The following is a 17,426-nucleotide window of genomic DNA, read 5'->3' on the forward strand; positions in this document are numbered from 1 at the left end:
CTCCGAAGCCTGATCCCGACTTAATTTAGGTCGTGATTTAAACCTCAAGCGAAGGTGGCGTCAAGAGGTGCGGCGGGGGTATGTTGCGAGTCAGGACCTAGAGAAGAGAGTGCTCGGTGACAGTGCGCGGTGGCCGGACGGTGCGTGACCTGCGGCGCGAGAACCGCACGGCGGTATTGCAACGGTTGTATTTCGACGGACCGATGAGCCGCTTCTCGCTGGGCCCGGCGACCGGGCTGAGTTCCGGCTCGATCAGCAACGTCGTCGCCGAACTCGTCGCGGAGGGCCTGGTCGAGGAGGCCGGCAGTGTCGACTCGGCGGGCGGGCGCCCCCGCACCCTGCTGCGCATCGCGCAGGAGAGCGCCTACATGATCGGCGTGGATGTCGGGGAGACCCGCGTCCGGGTCGAGCTCCTGGACATGGCGCTCACCGAACTCGCCCGTGTCGAGAGGCCGTTGGAGACGCAAGGCGCTCGTCAGATCGACCGGTACGAGGTCGGGGTCGTCGTCGGTCATGTCCGCGACGGCGTCGAGGAAGTCGTCCGGCAGGCGGACATCGATCCCCGACGCCTGCTCGGCATCGGCGTCGGTGTGCCCGGAATCGTCGTCCGGAGCCCGGAGAACCTCGCCGTGGTCCACGGGCAGACGATCGGCTGGGACGCCGTCCCGCTGGAGCGGCTGCTGCGCGCCTCCGTGCCCCTGCCGGAGTCGGTTCCGTACTTCATCGACAACGGGGCCAAGACCCTCGGCCAGGCGGAGATGTGGTTCGGCGCCGGAAGGGGCGTGCGCAATGCCGTGGTGGTGCTCTTCGGCTCCGGCGTCGGCGCCTCGGTCGTCTCGGACGACCTGGGGGCCGGGCGGGCCGTGGAGTGGGGGCATCTGACCGTACGGGTCCGGGGGCGCCGTTGCCGATGTGGTGCCCAGGGCTGCCTGGAGGCGTACGCGGGCGCGGAGGCGCTCCTGGAACGGTGGCGCGAGGCGGGCGGGCGGCCTCCGGCCGGCGCGGACGAGGAGACCGCCCTGACGGCGATGCTGGCCGCCGCCTACCCCGCCGCCCCGGAGACGGAACCGGACGCCACGGCGCTCGCCGTCCTGGAGGAGACGGCCGAGTACCTCGGCGCCGGTTTCGCCGACCTGATCAACCTCTTCCAGCCCGAGCGGATTCTCGTGGGCGGCTGGGCCGGCCTCCAGCTGGGCACCCGCTTCCTGGACACCGTGCGCGAGTACGCCACCTCCTACGCCCTGTCCTTCCCGGCCTCCCGCGTGCGCATCGACCTCGGCACCCTCGGACCGGACGCCGTCACCGTCGGCGCGGCGATCCTCCCGCTCGCGGACTTCTTCGCCCACGGCGGCCGCCGGGAACCGGCGGACACCGAGGAGACGACTCCGGCGTGGCAGGAGGCGCTGCGGGAGCGGACGGCCCACTGAGCGGGGTGGCCGGACGGCCCACTGAGCGGGGTGGCCGGACGGCTCGGGGCCGGAGCCCTCGTCGCCGTGGACCTGTAACTCCCGCCGGGAGTGGCCGTAGCCGCCGGAGCGGGCGACGCCCTGCATCCGGACGTGGCGTCCCGGGCCGGAGACGGCGATCTCGTCCGTGCCGCCGTCGCCTCCGGTGACGGTCTTCAGGGCGTGCCGGTCGGTGCCGTTGGCGGACGCCGGGAGAGGACGGTCTCCGCCGCCTGTGCCTGCCGGGGCACACCGGTCGCGTCCGGGCGGGGTCTGTGGGCGGGCGAGGTGCACGGTGCACGGTGGGCGGGGGTGCACGGTGGGCCCGGGCCGCCCGGGCCTTGCCGGACCGGGCGGCGGGGATGGGTCCGGACCGGGGGCGAGCCCGGTCCGGACCTCTGCGGATCAGGGGAAGGAGACGACGGTCGAGGGGACGGTGGAGCTGCCGGAGGGTTCGGTCGAGGCTCCGGTGTCGTTGATGACGTGCGCGTAGTGGCCGTTCCCGCCGAGGGAGACCGTGAGCAGGTCGTGGAACCTCACGCCGGGCTTGACCGGGGCCTTGAAGCCGTGGTCCTGACGGATCGACGGGTCCACGTTGTAATAGCAGTAGCTGCCCAGGCCCCATGCCTCATGGGTGTTCACCGAGTCGTCGACACGATAGGCGGCGTAGCCCTTCGTCGCGCCGTTCTGGATGGCGGCCTGGTCGGGGGCGTCGTACGCCTTCTCGTTCTGGTAGAAGATCGTTCGGCCGCGGTCGCCGTACCACTCGACGTCGTACTTGTTGAAGTGCTCGACGAACAGGCCGGTGGCCAGGACGTCGTCGCCGTTGACGCGGATCCCGTAGTCGGCCCGGTTGGTCTCCCAGCCGACGCCCGCACCGTGGTCGGCGCGCCAGACCCAGGTGTGGTCGATGATCGTGTCGTCGCTGTTGACGACCATGCTGGTGGTCGCCCTGCCTGCACCGGCACCGCCGATCCGGATGTACACGTCCTGGACGGTGGTGGGGTTGGCGGCGTGGTCGGCGGCGGCACCCGGGGGGCCGATCTCCAGCAGGGTCGGCGAGTTGACCGGGCCCGCGTCGATCAGCAGACCTGCCAGTCGGACGCCGTCGACATCGGCCACCCTCATGGCCGTCACCCCGTTGTCCGGAATGATCGTGGCGAGGCCCAGGCCGAGCACGATCGTGTTCGCGCGGTCGATCTCGATGGTGCGGTCGACGTGGTAGACGCCCGGGGTGAACAGCAGGTGCAGCCCCTGGGCGAGAGCCTCGTTGATGGTCGCCGCGGTCGCCCCCGGCTTGACGACGTAGAAACGGCTCAGCGGGATCGACTCGCCCTGCGGGGTGCCGTTCGCCCAGGTGGTGCCGCGCGCGTCGACGCGTTTGGCGGGGGCGAAGACCTTGTACTCGTTCCCGTCGAGGTGGAGGAAGGGCTTCTCGCGGGAGACGGGGGTGGTGTCGAGCGTGGTGTACGGCGGGTCGGGGAAGCTCGTGGCGGGGGCGCCCTCGACGCCGGAGAAGGTCATGTTCCAGACGCCGTTGGTCCAGCCGCCGACCGAGCTGTCGCGGGTGTACCACTGCTGCTGCGAATACGGTCCCACCGTGCCGTCGATCTTCGAGTCGGCGATGTAGCCGCCGCTGGCCCAGCCGTATCCGTCCGGTGCGAGGTTCAGGCCGCCCTTGACGTGCATCCGCCGGAACGAGGCGGCCTGGGAGACGGCCCAGCGGTCGGTGCCGTTGACCGGGTTGAGCGCCAGGTTCTCGGCGGCGCGCCAGAAGTTCTGGGTGGCGTTGCCGTTGAACCAGCCGGCGTCGACGGTCACGTCGCCGTTGATGGTGGTGTCGTCCGGGCGCAGGCCGAGTCCGGCGATCTGGGTGTAGAAGCCGATCTGGGCGTTGAGGCCCTCGTACGTGCCCGGCTTGAGCAGGAAGGCGTGCCTGCCACTGCCGAACTGGGCCGATTCCTGCTGCTTGAAGACCTCGTCGAGCGTGGCCTGGATGCCGGGCGTGGACGGGTCGAGGATGTGCACGTTGGGGCCGAGGTCGCCGCCGCCCGGCAGCGTCGGGCCGCCGTCGTCGCCCTCGTCGCCGTACACCTGGAACTCCCAGAGCGAGTAGCCGTATCCGGTGGCGCGCGTCACGCCGTGCATCCGCACATAGCGGGCGGTGCCGGAGACGGGGACGGTCTCGGTGCCGCCGGTTCCGTTCGTCGTGCTGTGGGCGGTGGTCCAGGTGGTGCCGTCGGTGGAGAGTTCGACGCGGTAGGCCCTGGCGTAGGCCGTCTCCCAGCGCAGCACGACCTGGCCGACGGCGACGGGGGCACCGAGGTCCACCTGGAGCCACTCGTCGTCGGAGGCGCCGCTCGACCAGCGGGTCCCGAGGTCCCCGTCCACGGCGGCGTCCGCCGGAGTGCCGCCGTTCTCCTGGCTGGAGGCCGTGACCGGCCTGCCCTGGGACAGGAGCGTCTGGGCGGCCCGCGCCTCCCCGGCCGGGAGGACCGCGAGGAGGGTCGCGACGAGGGCGGCGACGACGCCGACGACGAGGCCGCGTCGTACGCGGCGCCCGGCGGTCGCCGGGGGTGGTGGGGGGTACGTCACGGGAATGCCGACTACGGGCATGGCGGAAGTCTCCTTGGAACAGGGGGGAACGGGAGAGCGCTCCCCGGAACCTTGCAGGGACCTGACAAGTGACGTCAATACGTCGGTCACCACTTTTCTTTTGGCTTGACTTAAGATCTTGGATACCGAACGGAAGGGTCGGCGACACAAGTTCGCACCCCCTTCCGGACCGGTTCCGCCGGACGGGAACTTCGCCGGAAGCACCCGCTCCGGAGCCCGTTCACAGGCCGGCCCGGCGTCACCGCGCGCCCCTCCGCTACGCAAATCGTTTACGTTTTTTGCAGCGAACTTACGTTTCCTGACAGTCGGCGCGAAAACGCCTGATGCGAGCTGGTGAAGGCCCGTACGGGGTCGGTTCGACACTCGATCCGGGCCGTTCGATCGGTAGACGTGTCGTCACTTGTCTGCAACCCTCCGATCGTTCCACGCAAGAGTTCTCGCACATGACGCATAAACCCAATCCTCATCACGACACGTCTGAGCCGCGTCTCGTCGCCGTCAGGGCGCGAGGCCGAGGATCGAGGAATCATGAGAGCGAAACGCTGGAGGTCGCGGGCCTTGTCCGCGGTGATCGTGACCGGCCTTCTGGCACTCGTCCGGCCGGTTCCGGTCGCGTCGGCGGCCGACGGGCCGGACATCGCGGCCGGACGGTCGACCGCGGCGAGCAGCGCCCGGACCGGGAGGGCCGCCACCGGCATCACCGACGGGAACCGGAACACGTACTGGGAGAGTTCGGGAACCGGTCTGCCCCAGTGGGTCCAGACCGATCTCGGGGCCACCGTCCGGACGGACGGGGTCGTCCTGAAGCTGCCGGCCGGCTGGAAGAGCCGGAGCCAGACGCTCTCCGTGCAGGGGAGCACCGACGGGACCAGCTTCACGACACTGAAGAAGTCCGCCTCGTACACCTTCGGTCCGGGGTCGGCCGATACCGTCGAGGTGGCCTTTCCCGCGACCAGGACACGGTTCGTACGGATCGACATCACCGACAACACGGCCGGGCGGGTCGCCCAGCTCTCCGAGCTGGAGGTGCACGTCGCGGACGAGTCCTCCGTCGACCTGGCGAAAGGGCGGACCCTGACCGCCAGCAGCCACACCGAGACCTGTGTCGAGGGGAACGCCAACGACGGCGACAGGGCCACGTACTGGGAGAGCCGCAACAACGCCTTCCCGCAGTGGATCCAGGCCGACCTCGGCTCCGCCGTCCGCGTCGACCGGGTCGTCCTGCGGCTTCCCGACGGCTGGGGCGCGCGCAGCCAGACGCTGAAGCTCCGGGGCAGCACGAACGGATCGGACTTCACCGACCTGACGGCGTCCCGGGCGTACACCTTCGACAGTGCGGGCGGGCAGTCCGCGACGCTGTCCTTCGACGCGGCCACCACCCGGTACGTCCGCGTCCTGATCACCGCGAACAGCGTCCAGCCGGGGGCCCAGCTCTCCGAACTGGAGATCTACGGCCCGGTGTCGGGCGATACCCGGGCACCGACCGCGCCCACCGGACTCGCCCTCACCGAACCTGCCGACGGCCGGATCAGGCTCACCTGGAACGCCTCCACGGACGACACCGGCGTCACCGGCTACGACATCTACGCCGACAACACGCTCCTGACGAGCGTGGGCGGCGACGTCACGACGTACACCGACGACCGGCCCGCCGATCAGACCGTCTCGTACTACGTGCGGGCGAAGGACGCCGCCGGGAACCAGTCGGGCAACAGCAACTCCGTCACCCGCAACGGTTCCGGGAGCACGGGCTCCAACCTCGCGGTGGGCAAGAAGATCAGCGCGTCCTCGGTGGTCCACACCTTCGTCGCGGCGAACGCCAACGACAACAGCGTGACGACCTACTGGGAAGGGGCGCCCGGCAGCTACCCGAACACCCTCTCCGTCGAGCTTGGCGCGAACGCCGACATCGACCGCCTCGTCCTGAAGCTCAACCCGGACGGCGCGTGGTCCACCCGCACCCAGACCATCGAGGTCCTCGGCCGGGAGCAGAGCGCCACCTCCTTCACCGGGCTCGTCGCCGCGAAGGGCTACACGTTCGACCCGGCGAACGGGAACAGCGTCACCGTGCCGCTCACCGCGCGCGTCGCCGACGTGCGGCTGAGGTTCACCGCCAACTCCGGCTCGTCGGCAGGGCAGCTCGCGGAGTTCCAGGTCATCGGGGTCCCGGCGCCCAACCCGGATCTGGTGGTCACGGGTATGACGGCGACGCCCGCGGCGCCGGTCGAGTCGGACTCGATCACGCTCGGGGCCACGGTGCGCAACAGCGGACCGGTCGCGGCGCCCGCCGGCAAGGTGGCGCTGCGGCTCGGCGGCACGAAGGTCGCCACCGCGTCGGTCGGACCGCTGGCCGCGGGGGCGCAGACCACCGTCAGCGCCTCCATCGGGGCCCGGGACGCGGGCAGCTACGAGCTGAGCGCGGTCGCCGACGAGGAGAACGAGGTCATCGAGCAGAACGAGTCGAACAACACCTTCATCCGCCCGGAACCCCTCGTGGTGAGCCCCGTCGCCAGCTCCGACCTGGTCGCGGCGTCGGTGAGCACCTCGCCGTCCAGCCCCTCCGCGGGCGACGACGTGGCCTTCTCCGTCTCCGTCAGGAACCAGGGGACCATCGACTCGGGCGGCGGGAGCCACGGCGTGACACTCGCCGTGATCGACTCCAAGGGCGCCACCGTCAAGACGCTGACGGGCGCGCACACCGGCACGATCGCGGCCGGCGCGACCGCCGCTCCCGTGGGGCTCGGCACCTGGAAGGCGGTCAACGGCTCGTACACCGTCGAGGTCGTCCTCGCCGATGACGCCAACGAACTGCCGGTGAAGCGCGAGAACAACACGTCCACCCAGTCGCTGTTCGTCGGGCGAGGCGCGAACATGCCGTACGACATGTACGAGGCGGAGGACGGCACGGCCGGCGGCGGTGCCCGGGTCGTGGGCCCCAACCGCACGGTCGGCGACGTGGCGGGCGAGGCCTCGGGCCGCAGGGCCGTGACCCTGGAGGCGACAGGTCAGTACGTCGAGTTCACCACCCGTGCCTCGGCCAACACCCTGGTGACCCGCTTCTCCGTCCCGGACGCCCCGGGCGGCGGCGGCATCGACTCCACCATCGACGTCTACGTCGACGGCGTCCTGAGGAAGGCGCTCCCGCTGACGTCCAAGTACGCCTGGCTGTACGGGGCGGAGACCTCGCCCGGCAACTCCCCTGGTTCGGGCGCGCCCCGGCACATCTACGACGAGGCGCACATCATGCTCGGCGAGACCGTGCCCGCCGGGAGCAGGATCCGGCTCCAGAAGGACGCCGCGAACACCTCCACGTACGCGATCGACTTCATCAGCCTGGAGCAGGTGGCACCGGTCGCCAACCCCGATCCGGCCACGTACACCGTGCCCGCCGGGTTCACGCACCAGGACGTCCAGAACGCGCTGGACAGGGTGCGCATGGACACCACGGGGAAACTGGTCGGGGTCTACCTGCCGGCCGGTGAGTACCAGACGTCGAGCAAGTTCCAGGTCTACGGGAAGGCGGTGAAGGTGGTCGGTGCCGGGCCCTGGTACACGACGTTCCGGGCGCCCTCGGCGCAGGAGAACACCGACATCGGGTTCCGGGCGGACGCCTCCGCGAAGGGATCGTCGTTCTCGGACTTCGCGTACTTCGGCAACTACACCTCACGGATCGACGGACCGGGGAAGGTGTTCGACTTCGCCGACGTCAGCGACATCGTGATCGACAACATCTGGAACGAACACATGGTGTGCCTGTACTGGGGCGCCAACACCGACCGCATCACCATCAAGAACTCCCGGATCCGGAACATGTTCGCCGACGGCATCAACATGACCAACGGGTCGACGGACAACCTGGTGTCCAACAACGAGGCACGCGCCACGGGCGACGACAGCTTCGCGCTGTTCTCGGCGATCGACGCGGGCGGCTCGGACATGAAGGACAACGTCTACGAGAACCTGACGTCGATCCTGACCTGGCGTGCCGCGGGCGTCGCCGTCTACGGAGGCTACGACAACACCTTCCGCAACATCCGTATCGCGGACACGCTCGTCTACTCCGGGATCACCATCTCGTCGCTGGACTTCGGCTATCCGATGAACGGCTTCGGAACCGGTCCGACGACCCTGGAGAACATCTCCGTCGAACGGGCAGGAGGCCATTTCTGGGGGTCGCAGACCTTCCCGGGCATCTGGGTGTTCTCGGCCTCCAAGATCTTCCAGGGCATCAGGGTCAATCACGTCGACATCGTCGATCCGACGTACAGCGGCATCATGTTCCAGACCAACTACGTCGGTGGGCAGCCCCAGTTCCCGATCAAGGACACGGTCTTCACCGACATCTCGGTCTCGGGCGCCCGCAAGAGCGGGGACGCGTTCGACGCCAAGTCCGGCTTCGGCCTGTGGGCGAACGAGATGCCGGAGGCGGGCCAGGGGCCGGCGGTCGGTGAGGTGACCTTCAACGGTCTGCGGCTCTCCGGCAACACGGTGGACACCCGGAACACCACCTCCACCTTCAGGATCGACGTCAATCCGTAGCCAAAAGGGGAAGGCCCCCGGCGGCCGGACGGGAACCGTTCGGCCGCCGGGGGCCGTGTCCGGCGGAGGGAAGCGCAGAAGCGACGCAAGCCGCTTGCGGGATTTGCGTTAGTCTTGCGCTCATGACGCGACGACTTGCTCAGGTGGCGAAGAAGGTGGGTGTCAGCGAGGCCACGGTCAGCCGGGTACTCAACGGCAAGCCCGGGGTCTCCCAGGCGACCCGGCAGTCCGTGCTCACCGCGCTGGACGTGCTCGGGTACGAGCGGCCGACCCAGCTGCGGGGCGAACGCGCGCGCCTCGTGGGCCTGGTCCTGCCCGAGTTGCAGAACCCCATCTTCCCGGCCTTCGCCGAGGTGATCGGCGGCGCGCTGGCACAGCAGGGGCTCACGCCGGTCCTGTGCACCCAGACCAAGGGCGGCGTCTCCGAGGCCGACTACGTGGACCTGCTGCTCCAGCAGCAGGTCTCCGGCGTCGTCTTCGCCGGTGGGCTGTTCGCCCAGGCGGACGCCCCGCACGAGCACTACCGGCAGCTCGCCGAGCGGAAGATCCCGGTCGTCCTCATCAACGCGCCGGTCGAGAGCCTCGACTTCCCCTGCATCTCCTGCGACGACGCCGTCGCCGTCGAGCAGGCCTGGCGCCATCTGGTCTCGCTGGGCCACGAGTCCATCGGCCTGGTGCTGGGCCCCGCCGACCACATTCCCTCGCGACGCAAGCTGGGGGCCGCGCGGGACATCGCACGGGCGGGCGGCGGGGAGTTGCCGGACACTCGCGTGGAGCGGGCGATGTTCTCCCTGGAGAGCGGTCAGGCCGCCGCGTCGCGCCTGCTCGACCGCGGGGTCACCGGCATCATCTGCGCGAGTGACCCGCTGGCCCTGGGCGCCGTGCGGGCGGCACGACGGCGCGGGTTCGCGGTGCCGGGCGACGTCTCCGTGGTCGGCTACGACGACTCGGCCTTCATGAACTGCACGGAGCCGCCGCTCACCACGGTGCGTCAGCCCATCGAGGCGATGGGGCGCGCGGCCGTCGAGTTGCTCTGCTCCCAGATCCAGGGCGGCGAGGTGCACCCCGGTGAACTGCTCTTCGAGCCCGAACTCGTGGTGCGCGGCTCGACGGCCCAGGTGCCGCGGTAGCCACCGCCCGAACTCCGCGCGTCGCGATGCCGCGGGGCCCCGTCCGTACCTCCGGGCGGGGCCCCGCGGCATTTCCGTGTCCGCGCCGCGGGGCGGCCCGCTGTCGCACCACACGGTGGCCCGGTCGGCGAAGTGCACACCCTCAACGCCCCCCATACGGGAAGATGTCAATCAATTACGAAATCAGCGCGGAATATTGCGTACATCTGTGGGTGGTGGTTGAGTGTGCGGCGCCCCACATCGCATCGGCGGTGGGGCGACCTCCACGTTCATGCCCGAAGGGGACCACCCATGAGAAGTGCCCGGTTCCGCCGTACCCGCCGTGCGGGCGCGTTCACTCTCGTCTCCGCTCTCGCGCTGACCGCGCTCGCCGCCTGCGGCACGAGCAGCAGCAACGACGGCGGCGGATCCGAGGGCGGTGGATCGACCGATCCCACCGCCCCTCTGGACCCGAGGACCAAGGTGACGTTGACCATCGACTGCATGCCCCCGACGGCGAAGGCGGCCGAGCTGAAGGAGTGGAAGGAGGACGTCGCCGAGTTCAACAGGACGTACCCGAACGTCACCGTCGAAGGACGCTCCACCGCCGGCCAGTGCCTCGAACCGCCGCGCTTCACGGCGATGCTGAAGGCCAAGTCGCAGCCGGACGTCTTCTACACGTATTTCACCGACCTGCCGCAGGTGCTCGACAACGACGGCGCCGCCGACATCACGGCCTACGTCAACGACAAGAGCGTTCCCCTGCTGAAGGACATCGACCCGAGCGTCCTCGGCTCGCTCAAGCACGACGGCAAGCTCTACGGCCTGCCCACCAGCAACTACACGATGGGCCTGCTCATCAACCGCAAGCTCTTCCAGCAGGCCGGCCTGGACCCCGACGCACCGCCGCGCACCTGGGAGGAGGTCCGGGCGGCGGCCAGGAAGATCGCGGGCCTGGGCAAGGGCATCGCGGGCTTCGGCGAGTACAGCGCGGGCAACACCGGCGGCTGGCACTTCACCGCGCAGATGTACAGCGTCGGCGGCGAGGTCGTCGACGCGAGCGGCAGGAAGGCCGCGTTCAACAACGACCTCGGCAGGCAGGTCGCCGAGAACCTCCACGCCATGCGCTGGCAGGACGACAGCATGGGCAGGACACAGCTCCTGAAGTGGGGCGACCTGCAGAAGCAGATAGCCACCGACAAGCTGGGCATGTTCCTCGCCGCGCCCGACGACATCGCGTACATGGTCCAGCAGCTCGGCGCCAAGTACGAGAACTTCGGCATGGGACCGATCCCGGGCGGGAGGAACACCCTGGCCGGCGGCAACAACTACATGGTCAAGAAGGGCATCCCCGGCGACAGGATCAAGGCCGCCATCGCCTGGCTGAACTTCAAGAACCTCACCGTCGGCAAGGGGCAGTTCGAGTGGGCCCGCACCAAGGCCGACAAGCTGCCCGTGGGCGTTCCCCAGCCCAACTTCTGGCTGAACGAGTCCAAGGCGAAGGACGACGCGGCCCGCGTCGAGCACGCCACCATGCCGGTCGCCAACTTCAGGACGTTCATGGACAACCCCGTCGCGGGCAAGGCGGAGCCGCCGAAGGCCCAGGAGGTCTACAAGGTCCTGGACAACGTGATGTCGGGCCTCCTCACCAACAGGAACGCCGACGTCGACAAGCTGCTCGCCACCGCCGAGACACAGGTCAACCAGGTCCTGGCCCACCAGTGACCGGCCCCGGGGGACCGGGTCCGTCAGCCCGGCGCACGCGCCCCGTCCGCGCCCGGACCGTGACCGCACTCCGGCACCACCGCACCGAGGAGGCGACGATGTCGGCCCCCGCCCCCACCACGACGACGGTGAAGGAGCCCGACCGCTCCCGTCACCACGGCGACCACCGCCCGGAGCCGCCCGGCGGAACGTTCGCCAAGCACCTGCGCCGCAACCTCACCGCCCACGGCTTCCTGATCGGTGCCGTGATCTGCTTCTCGTTGTTCTCCTGGTACCCGATGGTGAGGGAGTTCCTCCTCGCCTTCCAGAAGACCGAGGGAGGGCGGACCGCCTGGGCCGGCCTGGCCAACCTGAGCACCGTCGCCGACGACCCCGCCTTCTGGCAGGCCTGGCGCAACACCCTGCTGTTCACCGTGCTCGCACTGGTCCTCGGCTTCGCCGTGCCGTTCGTCGTCGCGGTGGTGCTCAACGAGTTCCGGCACGCACGGGGGTACCTGCGGCTGCTGGTCTACCTGCCGGTCATGCTGCCGCCGGTCGCCTCCGTACTGCTCTTCAAGTACCTCTACGACCCCGGATACGGCCTGCTCAACGAGCTCCTCGGCTTCTTCGGCCTGCCCGCGCAGCAGTGGCTCCAGGACCCGGACACCTCCATGCTCTCCGTCGTCGTCGCGGCGACCTGGATGAACATGGGCGGTGCGACCCTGATCTACCTCGCCGCGCTCCAGGGAATCCCCGGCGAACTGTACGAGGCCGCGGAGCTGGACGGGGCGGGACTGTTCCGCAAGATCTGGCACGTCACCATCCCGCAGACCCGGCTCATCCTCTCGCTGCTGCTGCTCATGCAGGTCATCGCGACCATGCAGGTCTTCGTCGAACCGTTCCTGCTCACCGGCGGCGCGGGCCCCGAGGGATCGACCACCACCGTGGTCCACCTCATCTACCAGTACGCCTTCAACTTCAACGACTACGGCGCCGCGGCGGCGCTCGGGCTGCTCCTCCTCGTCCTGCTGGCCGGGGTCTCGGCGGTGTACGTCAGGCTCAGCCGCGCCGAGGACGAATAGGACCGGGAGATACGACAGATGTCCACACGCACACTCATCTCGCCGGCCCAGTTGGCCAGGCCACGGGGCAGGGCCGTCTACTGGGTGACCTTCGTCCTCGTCGTCGCCCTGTTCACCCTGGTCTTCCTCGGCCCCCTCTACTGGATGGTGTCCGGCGGCCTCAAGACCACGCAGGAGGCGGTCCAGACGCCCCCGACGCTCGTCCCCGGGTCGCTGAACCCCGGGAACTACGCCCGTGCCTGGGAGGTGATGGACCTCTCCCGGCTCCTTTTCAACACGCTGTACTACGCCTTCGGCGCCCTGGCCTTCCAACTCGTCCTCGACGTGGCGGCGGCCTACTCGCTCTCCAAGCTGCGGCCGGTCCTCGGCAAGGCGATCCTCGGCATGATGCTCGCCACCCTGATGATCCCCGCGACCGTGCTCGTCGTTCCGCAGTACCTCACCGTGCTGGACGTGCCGATCGTGGAACGCAATCTCCTGAACTCGCCGTGGGTGATCTGGCTGCCCTCGGTGACGAACGCCTTCAACATCTTCCTGCTGAAGCGGTTCTTCGACTCCATCCCGAAGGAACTGCTGGACGCCGCGGCCATGGACGGGGCCTCGCCGATGCGCACCCTGTGGTCGATCGTGCTGCCCGTCTCGCGGCCGATCCTGGGCGTCGTCTCCATCTTCGCCGTGGTCGGGGTCTGGAAGGACTTCCTCTGGCCGATGCTCACGCTGCCCGACCCGGCCATGCAGACACTCAACGTCGGTATCTACTCGCTCTCCAACGGCGTGCCCGAGAACGTCCTGATCGCCGCCCTCACCATCGCGTCCCTGCCGACGCTGCTCATCTTCCTGGTCTTCCAGCGCAACATCATGGGCGGTCTCACCGCCGGTGGTCTCAAGGGCTGACCGCCCGCCCCCGGCGCCGCGTCCTCGCGCCGCGCGCCCTCCCGCACATCCATGAAGCCTCCGCAGCCGTCCCCCCGCCCGCCGCCCCGCCCGCCGGGACGGCGCGCTCCGGGGCGGCGGAGAACCCCTGCCCGAAAGGACCGTCACGTGGCAGCCCCTCACTCGGAAAGCGCCGACGACTGGTGGCGCGACGCCGTCATCTACCAGGTGTACCCACGCAGCTTCGCCGACGGCGACGGCGACGGCACCGGGGACCTCGCGGGCGTCCGGACGAAACTCCCCTATCTCGCCGAACTGGGCGTCGACGCCCTCTGGTTCACGCCCTGGTACGTCTCGCCGCTGGTGGACGGCGGCTACGACGTCGCCGACTACCGCACCGTCGACCCCGCCTTCGGGACGCTCGCCGAGGCCGAGAAGCTCATCGCGGAGGCCCGGGAATCCGGCATCCGGGTGATCGTCGACATCGTCCCCAACCACGTGTCCGACCAGCACGCCTGGTTCCGGGCCGCCCTGGAGGCCGGGCCCGGCAGCCCCGAGCGCGAACTCTTCCACTTCCGGCCCGGCCGGGGCGAGAACGGCCGGCTCCCGCCCAACAACTGGCCCTCCCAGTTCTCCGGGCCCACCTGGACCCGCGTGCCCGACGGAGAGTGGTACCTCCACCTCTTCACCCCCGAGCAGCCCGACCTCAACTGGGCCCACCCCCGGGTCCGTCAGGAACACGAGGAGATTCTTCGCTTCTGGTTCGAGCGGGGCGTCGCGGGCGTACGGATCGACTCGGCGGCACTGCTCGCCAAGGACCCGGCACTCGCCGACTTCATCGAGGGCGTCGACCCCCACCCCTACATCGACCAGGACGAACTGCACGACATCTACCGGTCCTGGCGTACCGTCGCCGACGAGTACCGGGGAGTCTTCGTCGGCGAGGTCTGGCTGCCCGACTCCGAGCGCTTCGCCCGCTACCTCCGCCCCGACGAACTGCACACCGCCTTCAACTTCAACTTCCTCGCGTGCCCGTGGCGGGCCGACCGGCTGCGCCGGACCATCGACGACACCCTGGCCGAGCACGCCCCGGTTGGCGCCCCGGCGACCTGGGTGCTGTGCAACCACGACGTGACCCGGACCGTGACGCGGTACGGCCGCGAGGACACCGGCTTCGACTTCGCCAAGAAGGCCTTCGGGACACCCACGGACCTGGAACTCGGCACCCGGCGCGCCCGCGCCGCCGCCCTGCTGACCCTGGCGCTCCCCGGGGCGGTCTACGTCTACCAGGGCGAGGAACTGGGCCTGCCCGAGGCCGATGTGCCCCTGGACCGCGTCCAGGACCCGATGCACTTCCGTTCCGGCGGCACCGACCCGGGACGCGACGGCTGCCGGGTGCCCCTCCCGTGGGTCGCCTCCGCTCCGCACAGCGGTTTCGGCTCGCCGGGCGAGCCCTGGCTGCCGCAGCCGGAGGACTGGCCGACGTACGCCGCCGACCGGCAGGACGCCGACCCGTCGTCGATGCTGACGCTGTACCGCCGGGCACTGCGGCTACGACGTACCGTCCCCGGCTTCGGGAACGAGCCGCTGGCCTGGCTGCCGTCCGCACCGGAAGTCCTCGCCTTCACCCGGGACGGTGCCGTGACCTGCGTCGTCAACCTCGCCGCCGAACCCGCGGAACTGCCTGCCCACACGGACGTCCTGCTCACCAGCGGTCCGCTGGACGAACGGGGCCGTCTTCCGCAGGACACCGCCGTGTGGCTGCTGGACTGACACCGCGGCCGAACCGCCGGGACCCGCCGTCCACGCCTCCCCCGTCGGGGGAGGCCACCGGCCCTTCCCGGGGCGTGGCGGCCGGGGCGTGGCGGCCGGGGCGCGGCGGCCGGGGCGCCCCGGCGACGGCCGTCCCCCTCGCTGCGACGGTCACCGGGTGACGCCAGTCGGATCCGCCTGCGGAGCGCGACCCGGTGGTCGCCGGGACCTGCGGGTCCCGTCCCGCGGGGTCGGCCGCAGGGGCAGCAGGGACGCCGGCAGCACGCCGAGCGCGGCGAGTCCGGCCAGGGTCAGCAGGGCGGGGCCCATCGCCGGGGCGGACGCGGCAAGCTGCCCGACGGGGAGCGGGTTCACGCGCATCGTGCCGGCGGCGACGGCGATCCCGAGTGTCGGGCCGATGTTCATGGCCGTCTGCTTGAGCCCGCTGACCACCCCGGCGTATCCGGGCGGCGCGTCACCGACGACCGTCCCGGTGGCGGTGACCATCACGGCCGCGAACCCCGCGCCGAGCACGGCGAAGGCCGCCCCGGTGACCGTCATGCCGGTGGCCGGGCCGATCCGGGACAGGCCCACGATGCCGAGGGTCACGAGGAACGTACCGGCGAGCGCGGTACGCCGCGGGCCGTACCTGCGCAGCGCGACGCTCGCGGCGGGCGCGCCCAGGACCATCAGCACGGTGAGCGGCAGCACCCGTAGGCCGGTGGTGAGCGGGTCGAGCCGGAGAACGTCCTGAAGCAGGAACGTGGCCACGAACAGCGCGCCGAACATGCCTCCGGCGACGACCAGCAGGAGCGCCATCGACGCCGTCACCGGTACGGACCGCGCCACGACGAGCGGCACGATCGGGTGGGCGCGGTGGCGTTGGTGTGCGACGAGCACCGCCGCGAGGCAGACGAAGGCGGTCAGGCCCGCCACCGTCGACGGGGCGGTCCACCCATGGGTCGGCGCTTCGGCGAGGGTGTGGACGAGAACAGCGAGCACGGAGGCGAGCAGGGCCGCGCCGACGAAGTCCGCGCGGGAGTCGGCACGTTCGGGCGGCGGTGTCCGGACGGCCACGGCGATCGCCGCGATCACGAGCGCGACGGGGAGGTTGACCCAGAACACCGCGCGCCAGCCCAGATGTTCGACGAGGACGCCCCCGAGGACCGGACCGGCCCCCGCGGCCACCGCGATCGCGCCGGTCCGGACGGCGACCGGGGTATCGAGCCGGTGCGCCGGATAGGCCAGCCGCAGCAGCGCGAGTGTCGCCGGTTGCAGAAGCGCGCCGAACACGCCCTGGAGGGCACGCAGTGCGATCACCCAGCCGATGTGGGACGCGAGCGCGATGCCGGCCGAGGTGACGCCGAAGCCGAGGACGCCGATGAGCAGGAGCCGCACGTGCCCGTAGCGGTCGCCGAGACGCCCGGCGATGATCAGGAACGCGGCCACCGCGAGCAGATAGGCGGTGCTGGTCCACTGGGCCTGGGCCACGGTCGCGCCGAGACCGTGCCGCAACCCGGGCTGTGCCATGAGCAGTACCGTGCCGTCCAGCGCGACGATCATCGCGCCCGCCGCACTGACCAGAAGCGCGAGGTGCGGCCGTAAGGTCCGGATCACACGCTCACCGGGCCGAGATGGGCGTCGAGTGCCGCGTCGACGAGCCGGTCGAGTTCGGCACCGCCGGACGCGGCGTCGGACGGCGGGGCGCCGAGGGCGAGTTGAAGGCTGCGCCAGGCCCACAGTTGGGCGATGCCGTGGATGTTCGACCAGAGAGCGGCGGCCGTCACGGCCGGCGGCGGCTCGGTCCCGGCCGGGCCGACAGGTTCCCGCGCCGTGTCCCGTTCCGTCCGGTACCGGGCGACGAGCCGGACGATGAACTCGTAGAGCGGCAGGGTCGATTCCCGCAACCGCGGCCGGTCCGACGGGCTCCCTTCGCTGTCGAGCAGGTCGTGGCGGAACATCAGCTCGAACATGCCCCGGTGCTCCAGGGCGTACGCGACGTACACCCGCGCGAGGGCCCGCAGCTGGGCCTGCGCCGACGCGGCACCCTCGATCGCCGCCTCGAACCGGGCCCCGAGGTCCTCGAAGCCGCGCCGGGCGATCGCGGAGAGCAGGGCCTGGTGTGTGGGGAAGTGACGGCGTGGCGCCCCGTGGGACACCCCTGCCCGGCGGGCGATCTCGCGCAGTCCCAGCGACGCGGAGCCCTCGGTGATCACGAGGTCCACTCCGACATCGATCAACCGTTCCCGCAGCGACTTCTCATTGTCCATGGACACTGTCTACCAGCCAGGCGTAGACAGTGTCTA

At 70.4% G+C, this 17,426-nt stretch carries 10 protein-coding genes; 7 read left to right on the top strand and 3 right to left on the bottom strand.

What is annotated here, in order from left to right; genetic code table 11:
- Positions 1 to 116: 116 nt before the first annotated feature.
- Complete coding sequence (locus tag ACF1CT_RS07725; RefSeq protein WP_391782861.1) at positions 117 to 1,427, top strand: ROK family protein; 1,311 nt, start codon at positions 117 to 119, stop codon at positions 1,425 to 1,427.
- Positions 1,428 to 1,850: 423 nt separating this feature from the next.
- Here ACF1CT_RS07725 and ACF1CT_RS07730 read toward each other — a convergent pair whose 3' ends face one another.
- Complete coding sequence (locus ACF1CT_RS07730) at positions 1,851 to 4,061, bottom strand: discoidin domain-containing protein (protein WP_391782862.1); 2,211 nt, start codon at positions 4,059 to 4,061, stop codon at positions 1,851 to 1,853.
- A gap of 528 nt (positions 4,062 to 4,589) precedes the next feature.
- On the opposite strand from ACF1CT_RS07730, the gene ACF1CT_RS07735 reads away from it, so the two are divergent.
- The 6 genes from ACF1CT_RS07735 to ACF1CT_RS07760 all read left to right on the top strand — a co-directional run bounded on the left by ACF1CT_RS07735 (position 4,590) and on the right by ACF1CT_RS07760 (position 15,141).
- Positions 4,590 to 8,600, top strand: coding sequence for a discoidin domain-containing protein (locus tag ACF1CT_RS07735; RefSeq protein ID WP_391782863.1), 4,011 nt, complete (start codon positions 4,590 to 4,592; stop codon positions 8,598 to 8,600).
- 122 nt (positions 8,601 to 8,722) lie between these two features.
- Positions 8,723 to 9,730 carry a LacI family DNA-binding transcriptional regulator gene (locus ACF1CT_RS07740; RefSeq protein WP_391782864.1) on the top strand — a complete coding sequence of 336 codons (1,008 nt, stop codon included), beginning with the start codon at positions 8,723 to 8,725 and terminating at the stop codon, positions 9,728 to 9,730.
- A gap of 291 nt (positions 9,731 to 10,021) precedes the next feature.
- Positions 10,022 to 11,434 carry an extracellular solute-binding protein gene (locus tag ACF1CT_RS07745; RefSeq protein WP_391782865.1) on the top strand — a complete coding sequence of 471 codons (1,413 nt, stop codon included), beginning with the start codon at positions 10,022 to 10,024 and terminating at the stop codon, positions 11,432 to 11,434.
- Positions 11,435 to 11,532: 98 nt separating this feature from the next.
- Positions 11,533 to 12,495: a carbohydrate ABC transporter permease gene (locus ACF1CT_RS07750; RefSeq protein WP_391782866.1), complete on the top strand. Its 963-nt coding sequence runs from the start codon at positions 11,533 to 11,535 to the stop codon at positions 12,493 to 12,495.
- A gap of 18 nt (positions 12,496 to 12,513) precedes the next feature.
- Positions 12,514 to 13,389, top strand: coding sequence for a carbohydrate ABC transporter permease (locus ACF1CT_RS07755; protein WP_391782867.1), 876 nt, complete (start codon positions 12,514 to 12,516; stop codon positions 13,387 to 13,389).
- Positions 13,390 to 13,536: 147 nt separating this feature from the next.
- Positions 13,537 to 15,141, top strand: coding sequence for a glycoside hydrolase family 13 protein (locus ACF1CT_RS07760; RefSeq protein WP_391782868.1), 1,605 nt, complete (start codon positions 13,537 to 13,539; stop codon positions 15,139 to 15,141).
- A gap of 150 nt (positions 15,142 to 15,291) precedes the next feature.
- On the opposite strand, the gene ACF1CT_RS07765 is transcribed toward ACF1CT_RS07760, so the two are convergent.
- Positions 15,292 to 16,683: an MFS transporter gene (locus ACF1CT_RS07765; protein WP_391783062.1), complete on the bottom strand. Its 1,392-nt coding sequence runs from the start codon at positions 16,681 to 16,683 to the stop codon at positions 15,292 to 15,294.
- Between the two features lie 50 nt (positions 16,684 to 16,733).
- Positions 16,734 to 17,390 (bottom strand): TetR/AcrR family transcriptional regulator, encoded by a 657-nt coding sequence (locus ACF1CT_RS07770; RefSeq protein ID WP_391782869.1) that lies wholly within the window; start codon positions 17,388 to 17,390, stop codon positions 16,734 to 16,736.
- Positions 17,391 to 17,426 lie beyond the last annotated feature (36 nt).

Source organism: Streptomyces sp. NPDC014734 (assembly GCF_043083325.1).
Lineage (GTDB): Bacteria > Actinomycetota > Actinomycetes > Streptomycetales > Streptomycetaceae > Streptomyces.

Coding starts and splice junctions, on each gene's coding strand:
- ACF1CT_RS07770 (WP_391782869.1), bottom strand. CDS start 17,390: ATGGACAATGAGAAGTCGCTGCGGGAACGGTTGATCGATGTCGGAGTG.
- ACF1CT_RS07740 (WP_391782864.1), top strand. CDS start 8,723: ATGACGCGACGACTTGCTCAGGTGGCGAAGAAGGTGGGTGTCAGCGAG.
- ACF1CT_RS07730 (WP_391782862.1), bottom strand. CDS start 4,061: ATGCCCGTAGTCGGCATTCCCGTGACGTACCCCCCACCACCCCCGGCG.
- ACF1CT_RS07745 (WP_391782865.1), top strand. CDS start 10,022: ATGAGAAGTGCCCGGTTCCGCCGTACCCGCCGTGCGGGCGCGTTCACT.
- ACF1CT_RS07765 (WP_391783062.1), bottom strand. CDS start 16,683: ATGATCGTCGCGCTGGACGGCACGGTACTGCTCATGGCACAGCCCGGG.
- ACF1CT_RS07750 (WP_391782866.1), top strand. CDS start 11,533: ATGTCGGCCCCCGCCCCCACCACGACGACGGTGAAGGAGCCCGACCGC.
- ACF1CT_RS07735 (WP_391782863.1), top strand. CDS start 4,590: ATGAGAGCGAAACGCTGGAGGTCGCGGGCCTTGTCCGCGGTGATCGTG.
- ACF1CT_RS07755 (WP_391782867.1), top strand. CDS start 12,514: ATGTCCACACGCACACTCATCTCGCCGGCCCAGTTGGCCAGGCCACGG.